We start from the raw sequence: 11,884 nt of genomic DNA, 5'->3' as shown, positions 1-11,884 counted from the left end.
CAATCTTAATCTATAAATCAAATAACAAAGCAAGCGATAGAAAGGTCTATTCGTATGAAGAAAAAAATATTACTAGTCGACGATAAATCGACAATCGGAAAAGTGGCCGGTGTGTATCTAGGAAAAGAGTATGATTTTACCTATTTGGAAGATCCCATCAAAGCAATAGAATGGCTTAATGAAGGCAATGTACCTGACCTCATTATTTCAGACATTCGTATGCCTCTCATGATGGGGGATGAATTCTTAAGATACATGAAGAACAATGAATTATTCAAGTCAATTCCTATCGTTATGTTATCCAGTGAGGAAAGTACAACGGAAAGAATCAGACTATTGGAAGAAGGAGCAGAAGACTATATCCTGAAACCATTCAACCCTTTGGAACTCAAAATCCGAATCAAAAAGATTATTGACTAATACCGGGTCTTCTACACATGCAATATTTTGTTTATATAGGCAGAGATAGCAAAACAATAGAACTACTCTCCCGACTAAGTATTGGGGTATTCTATGCTGCACCCAATTGTAGCAAAGCTGTCAAAGTATTGGAGAAAATACGCGAAAAATATGACGCAGCTCTATTTTTCGAACAAGTGAACATATCCAAAGATATTGCAGATATCCAATACATGCGTAAAAAGTATCCGGGGCTTTATATGGTACTCGTTATCGACTCCTTATCTAAGGAAGAAGCATCCGAATATCTTAAAGCCGGTATCAACAATACGATAAAATATGAAACAAGCCAGGAGGCTTTAAAAGATTTATCAACTTTCCTTAAACGAAGAAAAGATCAGAAAATAAAGGCACTTCAACTTAAAGCACAAAATATAAATGCTTTCCGCCTGCCTTTATGGAAAAGAACTTTTGATATTTTCTTTTCAGGAATGGCGATATTATGTCTTTCTCCTCTCTTAATATTTACTGCACTAGCTATCCGGATAGAAAGTAAGGGTCCTATTATCTACAAATCCAAGCGCGTAGGGAGTAATTATCAGATATTCGACTTCCTCAAATTCCGTTCGATGTATACTGATGCCGACAAGCATTTAAAGGATTTCAATGCCCTTAACCAATATCAGCAGGAAGATGAGGATATTTGGGGAGAAGAACCGGAAGCGGAAGTGAATGAAGAAATCGATGAAGAAGAAATCCTCTTGATATCTGACGATTTTGTAATCTCCGAAGAAGACTACATTAACAAGAAGTCCAAGGAAAAAAGCAATGCTTTCGTTAAGCTGGAAAATGACCCTCGAATAACTAAGATTGGACGTATTATACGTAAATATAGTATTGACGAGTTACCCCAGCTTATTAATATTTTAAAAGGGGATATGTCAATAGTAGGCAACCGCCCTCTCCCACTCTATGAAGCCGAGTTGCTGACAAGCGATGAACACATCGACCGTTTCATGGGTCCGGCCGGATTGACCGGTTTATGGCAGGTAGAGAAAAGAGGCGAAGCCGGTAAACTTTCTGCTGAAGAACGCAAGCAATTGGATATCACCTATGCAAAGACATTCTCTTTCTGGTTGGATATAAAGATTATTCTGAAAACAGTTACTGCATTCATTCAAAAAGAGAACGTATAATCTCCTTCCAGATGATAGACTCTTATATCTACATAATAGATGATCTGGTATTCTTCTGTACAGGGCTTTTGCTCCTATACCTCTTTGTGATGGCCATAGCCTCACATTTCAAACATATCACCTACCCGAAGGCTCAAAAGGAATATGGTTGCGCCATTCTCGTTCCGGAGGGAAGTATTCTTCCGGATATGTATAAAGAAGAAGCGTACGAGTTTATCACATACAGCGATCTACATCAGACAATCAACAGTTTAGACCAGGAACGATACGACCTGGTTCTCTTCCTGTCCAATACAGCATGCGCTTTATCTCCGCAATTCCTGAATAAGATATATAATGCCTATGATGCCGGTGTACAAGCCATCCAACTACATACGATAGTAGAAAACCGCAAAGGCATCTGTAATCGCTTCCGGGCTATACGTGAGGAAATAAAAAACAGCCTCTGTAGAGCCGGCAATACACAATTCGGACTGTCATCCAATTTATTGGGGACTAATATGGCAATCGACCTAAAATGGCTACAAAAGAACATGAAAAGTTCTAAGACTAATATCGAACGAAAATTATTCCGACAGAATATATACATTGACTACTTGCCGGATGTGATTGTTTATTGCCAGTCCGCACCCGCCTGTCCTTACCGGAAACGTATCCGGAAAACAACTTCCTACTTACTCCCTTCCATATTTGAAGGAAACTGGAGTTTCTGCAACCGGATCGTACAACAATTAACGCCTTCTCCACTTAAATTATGTATCTTCGTAAGTATTTGGACTTCGTTGATTACCGTATATAATTGGACCTTATCATTCGGATGGTGGATTGCACTTTTCGGTCTATTAATCACTTATAGCCTGGCAATTCCTGATTATCTGGTAGAGGACAAAAAGAAGAAAAAACATTCAATATGGAGAAGAAAACACTTAAACAGCGAATTAAAGAAAACCCCGGCTTAAAACAGGCTGTACATCGTTTTATCATGCATCCCGTTAAAACTCGTCCTAATTGGTGGATACGGCTCTTCGATTTCATATACCTGAAACGCGGAAAGGGTTCTGTCATCTATCGGAGTGTACGCAAAGACCTCCCTCCTTTCAACCGATTCTCTTTGGGCAAATATTCTGTTGTCGAAGACTTCTCCTGTCTGAATAATGCAGTTGGCGACTTGACAATCGGAGATTATACACGCATCGGATTGAGAAACACAATCATAGGTCCGGTTAATATTGGCAATCATGTCAACCTGGCACAGAATGTAACGGTCACAGGACTCAACCATAATTATCAGGATGCAGAAAAGATGATTGACGAACAAGGTGTCAGCACACTGCCTGTTGTCATCGAAGATGATGTATGGGTAGGTGCCAATTCGGTCATTCTACCGGGAGTAACTTTAGGGAAACATTGCGTAGTGGCTGCCGGAAGTGTAGTCAGTCATTCCGTCCCACCCTATTCAATATGTGCCGGATGCCCTGCTAGAATCATAAAAACATACGATTTCGAGACTAAAGAGTGGAAAAAAGTAGAGAAAACACCTGCTACTAACCATAAATAGTGAGAATAGCTACAGAATATACCTCATAAAGGTGATTGTGACACATTCTGAAACGCATTATCTTTGCAGTATCAGAATTGAATTAATTAGTCATAATTTTATTACGTAGCCACATTTAAGTAAAAAATGAAATAGAGTCCCGCCGAAGCGATTTCGTCGGGATTTTGTTTTTTATTACCTTAATCCAATCCACAGACTTAAATCCCATATAAATAAAAAACGAGCTAATTCTTTTTATAGAACCACTCGCCACTGCATCAGAAAAGCCTAAAGGCTTTTCCATAGTACCTCAAATTTCCTGAAAACTAATCTTCTTTTTACCTAAAAACGTCTTACCTATTGTTATCCTTTTACCTTCTACTAAAAACTTATCCTATTGAACTAAACTAAAAAACTTTTAATACCTTAAACTGTCTAATCTAATACCTTATTTAATATTTTCTTTTACCTTATAAACTAACAGCAATTTCTCAACTGCTTTGCAAAGGTACGAATATTTTTCGTGTACGCAAACGGTTTTATATTTTATAACACTTCCGCAGGCTATAAATCTTTCACATCGCTCAATGCAACCAGCTTATTTACAATAGCATAGATAGTCAAACCGGCAGCACTATGTATTTGCAATTTTTTGCTAATATTTCTTCGGTGTGTAATCACTGTATGAATCGACAAAAAAAGCTTTTCCGCTATTTCCTTATTTGTCATTCCCTTCACCACACAGATGACGATTTCCTTTTCCCGCTGGCTAAGCGTATCCTGATTATCCATCTCTTCTTCTTCGGAAACCACATTCAATAAACCTGCAATTTTCTTAGAAAGAGTTTCCAAATCATCGAATATCGAAATAGACTCATCATACTTACCCAATAATGAAGCATCTACAAAAGAAGTAACCAACGCTATTAAACGTATTCTTTTACCGGATATTTCTTCTCGAAACTTAGCTACATCAAAGTAATCACCAAAAGTAGGATTGACAATCAACATCTCGGGACATTGCGTTCGGACGCAATCGTGCAAAGCTTCAACAGACAGTAATTCTATTGGTTGTACTTTTACGTTAGAAAGACGCTTCAATGCAGCAGTCAACCCACCACGAATAATTACAGAGGCCTCTGCAATAGCTATTCGAACTACTTCGTTATTTTTCATTTTCCCTAATCCTCCTTTCCAAATTCAGAATAGCAGGAACAAAAATATAGTCCTCAACCTTGCAATGAGATTCCAGTCCGGCTTCGCAAGCATATATGTCGAAAAGAGCCGCGTTCAAAAGATTTTCATTTGTTTTGGCAGGGCAATATTTAATAATGATATTTTTCAGTTCTGTCAATTTCTCCCCTACCTGATCGTGATGCTTGGAAAATGTACTGATCTGATAGTTTTTGGGAGCAACTCCTTTAATCAATGAATCGACATACTTAAATACGGTTTTCTCTTCATAATCCATGTGCTTACGCACCTCTCGTGTATATTCATCGAAAAACTTAAGGATGAGAAAAGCAACATCGTCTTGCGAACAGTCGATTGCCTCGATCAATTTACGACGAATAGCGGGAAGAGAAAAATCCAGAAAATAAATATGTGCCTGCCGCAGATAATCAATCAATGCAGGTATGGAAATATCATCTTTATCTCCATCGAGCCGGGAAAAGCCTTCAGCCATAAAGTTGACTACAATCAGAAAGGTCCGGCAGTCTACTCCATTCAGTTCACACACCTCCTTGACTGTCTTGTCACCGAACCCCAACGAAAGCCCAAAACGACTCATCACTTGCAACAAAGAATAATTATCGCTGATGAGATCAATCATCTTATCAGTTGGCTTATATTTTTGTAAATTATCCATCATACCTATTTATATTAGAGACTGCAAAGGAACGGAATATTTTGCTGAAATGCAATCATCATTTATAGGTATTTTAATTCGCCGGAAATAGCCAAATACTAATTATATGCTACTATTTTGTAGCGTAACTTTAGGCAAGCTAGTCTTTTTTTAGTAATTTTGTCGCTATCAATTTGTAATTAGTAACTCGTAATTTGTAATTAATAAAATGGCAAACGAACTCGAACTGAAATACGGCTGCAACCCTAATCAAAAGCCTGCTCGTATCTTCATGAAAGAAGGCGAACTCCCCATCGAAGTATTGAATGGACGTCCCGGTTATATCAATCTATTGGATGCATTCAACAGTTGGCAACTAGTGAAAGAACTGAAAGAAGCTACCGGACTGCCGGCTGCCGCGTCTTTCAAACATGTCAGCCCTGCAGGTGCTGCTGTTGCGGTAGAAATGAGCGACACACTGAAGAAGATTTATTTTGTTGATGACATGAAACTATCTCCATTGGCTACAGCATACGCCCGTGCACGTGGAGCAGACCGTATGTCGTCTTACGGAGACTTTATCGCATTATCCGACACTTGTGACGAAGAAACAGCACGCATCATCAACCGTGAAGTATCCGACGGCGTCATTGCTCCTGACTATACTCCCGAAGCACTGGAGATTCTAAAGAATAAAAGAAAAGGAACCTATAATGTAATAAAGATAGATCCTGCATACCGCCCGGCTCCTATCGAACATAAAGATGTATTCGGAGTAACTTTCGAACAAGGAAGAAACGAATTGAAGATCGATGAAAGTCTTTTGAAAGAGATGCCTACGCAGAACAAGGAAATCCCGGCTGATGCAAAACGCGACTTAATCATTGCCTTAATCACTTTAAAATATACACAATCCAATTCTGTATGTTATGCCAAAGACGGACAGGCAATCGGTATTGGCGCAGGCCAACAGTCACGTATTCACTGTACGCGCCTGGCAGGAAATAAAGCAGATATCTGGTATTTACGCCAACACCCGAAAGTGATGAACTTGCCATGGATTGAAAAAATCCGTCGTGCAGACCGTGACAATACGATTGACGTTTACATTTCGGAAGATTATGACGACGTACTGGCAGACGGTATCTGGCAACAGTTCTTCACTGAAAAGCCTGAAATACTGACACGCGAAGAAAAACGGGCATGGTTGGATACGATGACAGGCGTAGCTTTAGGATCAGATGCATTCTTCCCATTCGGAGATAATATAGAACGCGCACACAAGAGTGGCGTCAGCTATATTGCACAACCGGGCGGATCAGTACGTGACGATCATGTGATTGGAACTTGCGACAAATACAATATGGCAATGGCATTTACAGGCATCCGCTTGTTCCACCATTAAAAAGATCGACCATTTTTTATTCCATATATCCCCATTTATAATGAGAAGGAGACAAATCTTCCATTATAAATGGGGATTTCCTATTTCTTTAAGACCCTCTATCTTTGCAGCGTCACATTTAAAAACGAATCAAAGATGAATAAAATTGGTGTATTTTATGGTTCCACAACAGGAACAACAGAAGACCTTGCCCGTCGAATTGCAGAGAAATTAGATGTACCATCGGCAGATGTATTTGATGTATCCAAGCTAACAGAGACATTAGTCAATGAATATGATGTATTGGTGCTCGGCTCTTCCACATGGGGAGCAGGCGAACTTCAAGATGACTGGTACGATGGAGTAAAAGTTTTAAAGAAGTGTGATTTATCCCACAAATCTGTAGCCCTGTTCGGTTGCGGCGACTCTGACTCGTATAGCGACACATTCTGTGACGCAATAGGTATTCTTTATGAAGATCTGAAAGATACCCACTGCAAATTCTGTGGAGCAACAGATACTGCAGGCTATACCTTCGATTCTTCCATTGCCGTCGTAGACGGTAAGTTTGTAGGTCTTCCACTTGACGAAGTCAACGAAGATAGCAAAACAGACGAACGTATCAGCGCATGGGCCGAACAAGTGAAACAAGAAATTAGCTAATTTTACCTTAACATAAAAAGAATACTTTGCATCATGGCAACTGAAAGAATCATCCCCGGCGAAATCCGAATTTTTCTTAATCATATTTATGAGTTTAAGAAAGGCGTACGCAACATGGTACTTTACACAATGAGTAAAGAGCACGAAGAATTTGCCATCCGCCGATTGAAAAATCAAAAGATCAGTTATATGATACAGGAAGTAGGTACCAATAAAATCAACCTGTTTTTTGGAAAGGCAGAATGTATGGAAGCCATGCGGCACATCATCATCCGTCCTTTAAACCAACTGACTGCTGAAGAAGATTTTATTTTAGGAGCCATGCTGGGATATGACCTTTGCCAGCAATGCAAACGATATTGCAGTAAAAAAGAAGGTATAAAGATGGCAGTTTAAGCGATAACCTTAGCATAAGTTTAGCTTTGTTTGTATGTAGTTTGTCTGAGTTGAATCGTTTCTGAAAAGGTAGTTTCCTGATGGTAGATATACTCAAGGAAACTGGTTGTAGAAGAAACGATTCGCTCAATTACAAACAAAATCGGTGACACTATGAAATAATAAAGACAACTCTACACACTAACAACAGACAAAGGTGTATATCAGTAAAAATTATCATACTGAAATACACCTTTGTCTGTTTTATTTTATCTACTACTATATTTTTTTTACTCTTTAGATTAAAATTACCTACATATACTGAATTTAAGAAACAACTATGCCTAATATTAGGTATTGCCACATTTCTTAACCTCATCTAACTTTGCAGCCGATAAAATTATTAAAAAGATGAGAAAAATAACAGCAATCGTTATTCTTAGTCTCCTACCTTCTCTTACAATTCCAGCACAGGAGACAAAAGAAATTTCCAAAAGTAGTAATTCTTCTTCTACAGAAGAATATACAAAATTCCGTTTTGGAGGATACGGTGAAATGGTCGCTAATTTTAAAGATTATGGCATCAACCGTTTCTATGGAGGAAACGATGGTAATCCAAAGAAAAACAGGAATACCATTTCAATTCCCCGTTTCGTTTTAGCTTTTGATTATAAGTTCAATTCCAAATGGATACTCGGTGCAGAGATTGAGTTCGAATCTGGTGGAACAGGTACAGCTTTCGAATTAGAAAACACCGAAAACGGTGAATACGAAACAGAAGTTGAAAAAGGAGGTGAAGTAGCTATCGAACAATTTCACATCACACGTTTAATTCACCGCTCCCTCAATGTACGTGCCGGACATATTATTGTTCCGGTAGGATTGACTAACGCACACCATGAACCGATCAATTTCTTCGGAACTTCACGCCCGGAAGGTGAAACAAGCCTTTTGCCTTCTACCTGGCATGAAAATGGTCTGGAAATCTTTGGTTCTTTCGGAAAAGGGTATGCAAGCTTCGATTACCAAGCTATGGTGGTAGCAGGCCTGAACCCTAATGGATTCGATCGTAACACATGGGTAGGTAGTGGCAAACAGGGAATCTTTGAGGAAGACAACTTCACTTCTCCCGCGTATGTATTTCGTTTAGATTATAAAGGAGTTCCCGGTTTACGTGTAGGTGCATCATTTTATTATTGTGCAGATGCAGGAGCCAACTCTGATAAAGAACAGACTTATGCAAACTATGGAAAAATTCCGATAAGAATCTTCACCGCAGATGCACAGTATCGCAATAAATATGTAACGGCACGCGGTAATATCTTATATGGAAATTTAGGAAATTCATTAGGAGTAAGTCAGGCAAATGTCAAATTATCCAATAAATCGCCTTACAGCCGTCTGGCTCCGGTAGCGAAGAATGCCGTAAGTTATGCAGCAGAAGCCGGCATTAATATCCGCTCGGTCTTCGGAGGCAATAAAAAGATTCCGGTAATCTATCCATTTGCCCGCTATGAATACTACAACCCACAAGAGAAAGGGGAAAAAGGGCAAACGATGGAAAAACGTTGCCAAGTAAGTATGTGGACAGCGGGATTAAATTGGTACGCTTTGCCAAACTTAGTGATAAAAGCAGACTATGCAACCCGCCAGATTGGTACAAATAAAGTTTTTGGCGTATCAAAGTCATACAACAGTGAAAACGAATTTTCTATTGGAATTGCCTATATAGGATGGTTTATTAAGAAATAACAAATAATCAATTATTTAATTTTTATATGATGAAAACAAAATTCTTTTATGTCGCAGCCCTAATATTGGGATTAGCATTCACAACAACTTCTTGCAGCAGTGATGATGACAACCCAACAGTAGATCCTGCCAATATTGATTACACTCCTGAAAACGCATCAAGCTGGCATAACTACATGAGAAATGTAGCAGCACTTCTAAAAACAGATGCAACCAATCTCTACAACGCATGGAATTCAAGCTATAAAGGAGGTGAAAGCTATGCTTCCCTGTTCAAGGCTCATAGTGGCTCTCCTTACGCAAGCGCCTTGAGCTGTGTGGAAGAAATCGTGGATAAATGCGCGGAAATTGCCAATGAAGTCGGTACTGCCAAAATTGGTGACCCATACAACTTGTATAAAGCCGGAAATACTGAAGAAGCATTATATGCTGTGGAATCCTGGTACAGCTGGCATTCTCGTGATGACTATACCAATAACATTTATTCCATCCGGAATGCATATTACGGTTCTTTAGACGGTAATATAAATGCTAATTCTTTATCTACTGTTATCGCCGGTGCTAATTCATCATTAGATACCAAGATAAAGAATGCTATCCAAAAAGCGGCAAAAGCCATTCAGGATATTCCGCAACCTTTCCGTAATCATATTCCCAGTAACGAAACGGTAGCAGCTATGGATGCTTGTGCAGAGCTGGAAAGTATACTGAAGAATGACTTAAAATCCTATATTGCAAATAATAGCAACAATATCAATACGGACGCAGTACTTAATCCTGTAGTAACACAATATGTAGATGCAGTAGTAGTGCCTACCTACAAAAGTTTGAAAGAAAAAAATGACGCTCTCTACAATGCAGTAATAGTCCTTGCAGACAATCCGTCAAATAGTGCTTTTGAAACAGCTTGTGATGCTTGGATCACTGCCCGTGAACCATGGGAAAAGAGCGAAGCTTTCTTATTCGGTCCGGTAGACGAAATGGGACTTGATCCTAACATGGACAGCTGGCCTTTGGATCAGAATGCTATTGTACAAATACTGAATTCTCAAAGTTGGAGTGATCTCGAATGGAGTGAAGGTGATGATGAAGCTGCTGTCGAATCGGCACAAAATGTACGCGGTTTCCACACATTGGAATTCCTTCTCTACAAAAACGGTGAACCACGTAAAGTACAATAAAGCTTTATCTTAGCTAAGATATTATTGAGAAGTAAAGGTTGGAATTCAATGATCCACCTTTACTTCTTTGGTATGTTTAAAACATATTATTGAAACAAAGTCAATAAACAATGAATCACTTTCTAAAATATTCATTCTCTTTCTTTTGCCTGTTGGCATGCTCTGCCTGTGATGATGACGGAATTGACATATTGGATATCGAGATTCCGGAGGGCTATGCTCTATCAGCCGGAACATCAACTATTTTCTTGAATTCGTCTGTTGCTTATGACACGCCTGCAGATTGGATAACAGGAGCATACGATGTACGTTTCACCCGAGGTGACAGACTATATGACGATGTACGTACAAGTAACAACGGTCATGGCGGCGGACTTGGTCCCGTTTATGCCGGTTATTCGTGCGGCAGTTGCCACCGGAATGCGGGACGTACCAAACCCTCTTTATGGACAGAGGGTGGATCGGGCAGCTATGGATTCTCTTCCATGCTAGTCTACATATCCCGTAAAAACGGAGCTTTCTTTCAAGATTATGGACGTGTGCTTCATGACCAGGCAATCTATGGAGTGCAACCGGAAGGCAAACTGTCTGTGGAATACACTTACGAGACATTTTCTTTCCCTGATGGAGAAGCCTACACACTTTGCAAACCCAATTATACTATATCTGAATGGTATGCCGAAGAAATCAAACCGGAAGATTTGTTTTGTACCGTACGTATTCCATTACGCCATGTAGGCATGGGGCAAATGATGGCACTAGATCCTGTTGAAATTGAAGCACTTGCAGCAAAAAGTAATTATCCCGAATATGGAATCAGCGGACGATGTAATTACATCACCGAACGCGGAGTGAGAAGTCTGGGATTGTCCGGCAACAAAGCTCAACATGCCGATTTAACTGTAGAATTGGGATTCTCCAGTGATATGGGCGTTACCAACAGCCGCTATCCGGAAGAAATCTGTGAAGGACAAATACAAGTAAACCAAGGTAGCATGATGGGGCTTTCTTACGACCAACTGGATGTCAGCACAGAAGAGATGGAAAACGTAGATCTCTATATGCAAAGTCTTGGTGTTCCCGCCCGGCGTAATGTAAACGATCCGCAAGTAATCAAAGGGGAACAGAACTTCTATAAAGCCAAATGTCATCTCTGTCATGTGACCACTTTACACACTAAGACACGTGGTAGTGTTTTATTAAATAATACTCAACTCCCGTGGTTAGGCGGTCAAACGATTCACCCTTATTCTGATTATCTATTACATGATATGGGTTCTGAAATTATGGGAGTCGGACTGAACGACAACTATATAAGCGGGCTGGCACGTGGAAACGAATGGCGTACTACCCCTCTTTGGGGAATCGGCTTACAAGAAAAGGTCAACGGACATACTTATTTCTTGCATGACGGACGTGCCCGCAATCTGACAGAAGCCATCATGTGGCATGGCGGAGAAGGAGAAGCATCAAAGAACTTATTTAAGAATATGAGTAAGGAAGACCGGGATGCGCTGATTGCATTTTTAAATTCACTTTAAACTAAAA

Annotated in this window: 12 protein-coding genes; 10 read left to right on the top strand and 2 right to left on the bottom strand. The window is 39.7% G+C overall.

Features of this window, described 5'->3' with window-relative positions; genetic code table 11:
* Nucleotides 1–54: 54 nt before the first annotated feature.
* Genes KSX81_RS21305 through KSX81_RS21290 form a run of 4 tightly spaced genes read left to right on the top strand, consistent with a single transcriptional unit; the run spans nucleotide 55 to nucleotide 3,153 of the window.
* Nucleotides 55–420, top strand: a complete 366-nt coding sequence (locus KSX81_RS21305; protein WP_004300114.1) for a PleD family two-component system response regulator — start codon at nucleotides 55–57, stop codon at nucleotides 418–420.
* A gap of 17 nt (nucleotides 421–437) precedes the next feature.
* Nucleotides 438–1,595, top strand: a complete 1,158-nt coding sequence (locus KSX81_RS21300) for a sugar transferase (protein WP_004300115.1) — start codon at nucleotides 438–440, stop codon at nucleotides 1,593–1,595.
* Nucleotides 1,596–1,606: 11 nt separating this feature from the next.
* Entirely contained in the window at nucleotides 1,607–2,554 is a 948-nt protein-coding gene (locus KSX81_RS21295) for a glycosyltransferase family 2 protein (protein WP_008776583.1), read from the top strand.
* On the top strand, nucleotides 2,506–3,153 hold the full coding sequence (locus KSX81_RS21290; RefSeq protein ID WP_004303727.1) for an acyltransferase: 648 nt from the start codon (nucleotides 2,506–2,508) through the stop codon (nucleotides 3,151–3,153). The genes KSX81_RS21295 and KSX81_RS21290 overlap by 49 nt, the downstream gene beginning before the upstream one ends.
* A gap of 543 nt (nucleotides 3,154–3,696) precedes the next feature.
* On the opposite strand, the gene KSX81_RS21285 is transcribed toward KSX81_RS21290, so the two are convergent.
* A complete protein-coding gene (locus KSX81_RS21285; RefSeq protein ID WP_217725762.1) occupies nucleotides 3,697–4,308 on the bottom strand; it encodes a helix-turn-helix transcriptional regulator in 612 nt (203 codons plus the stop codon).
* On the bottom strand, nucleotides 4,298–5,002 hold the full coding sequence (locus tag KSX81_RS21280; RefSeq protein ID WP_004311871.1) for a hemerythrin domain-containing protein: 705 nt from the start codon (nucleotides 5,000–5,002) through the stop codon (nucleotides 4,298–4,300). Before KSX81_RS21280 ends, KSX81_RS21285 begins: the two co-directional genes overlap by 11 nt.
* A gap of 208 nt (nucleotides 5,003–5,210) precedes the next feature.
* Between KSX81_RS21280 and KSX81_RS21275 the strand changes: the two genes are divergently transcribed.
* The 6 genes from KSX81_RS21275 to KSX81_RS21250 all read left to right on the top strand — a co-directional run bounded on the left by KSX81_RS21275 (nucleotide 5,211) and on the right by KSX81_RS21250 (nucleotide 11,877).
* Nucleotides 5,211–6,386, top strand: a complete 1,176-nt coding sequence (locus KSX81_RS21275) for a phosphoribosylaminoimidazolecarboxamide formyltransferase (RefSeq protein WP_004303728.1) — start codon at nucleotides 5,211–5,213, stop codon at nucleotides 6,384–6,386.
* Between the two features lie 135 nt (nucleotides 6,387–6,521).
* Nucleotides 6,522–7,028 (top strand): flavodoxin FldA, encoded by a 507-nt coding sequence (gene fldA / locus KSX81_RS21270; protein ID WP_217725763.1) that lies wholly within the window; start codon nucleotides 6,522–6,524, stop codon nucleotides 7,026–7,028.
* A 33-nt stretch (nucleotides 7,029–7,061) separates the two neighbouring features.
* A complete protein-coding gene (locus tag KSX81_RS21265; RefSeq protein WP_004300123.1) occupies nucleotides 7,062–7,424 on the top strand; it encodes a DUF2023 family protein in 363 nt (120 codons plus the stop codon).
* A gap of 390 nt (nucleotides 7,425–7,814) precedes the next feature.
* On the top strand, nucleotides 7,815–9,155 hold the full coding sequence (locus KSX81_RS21260) for a hypothetical protein (RefSeq protein ID WP_004300124.1): 1,341 nt from the start codon (nucleotides 7,815–7,817) through the stop codon (nucleotides 9,153–9,155).
* A gap of 26 nt (nucleotides 9,156–9,181) precedes the next feature.
* The gene (locus tag KSX81_RS21255; protein ID WP_004300125.1) at nucleotides 9,182–10,336 is read left to right on the top strand and encodes an imelysin family protein; all 1,155 of its coding nucleotides are present in this window, start codon (nucleotides 9,182–9,184) and stop codon (nucleotides 10,334–10,336) included.
* 110 nt (nucleotides 10,337–10,446) lie between these two features.
* The gene (locus tag KSX81_RS21250; protein WP_004311875.1) at nucleotides 10,447–11,877 is read left to right on the top strand and encodes a di-heme oxidoredictase family protein; all 1,431 of its coding nucleotides are present in this window, start codon (nucleotides 10,447–10,449) and stop codon (nucleotides 11,875–11,877) included.
* Nucleotides 11,878–11,884 lie beyond the last annotated feature (7 nt).

Source organism: Bacteroides sp. MSK.18.37 (assembly GCF_019129155.2).
Classification (GTDB): Bacteria; Bacteroidota; Bacteroidia; order Bacteroidales; family Bacteroidaceae; genus Bacteroides; species Bacteroides ovatus.
Note: the sequence above shows the minus strand (reverse complement) of the source record. Positions and strands in the feature narration are given on the sequence as shown.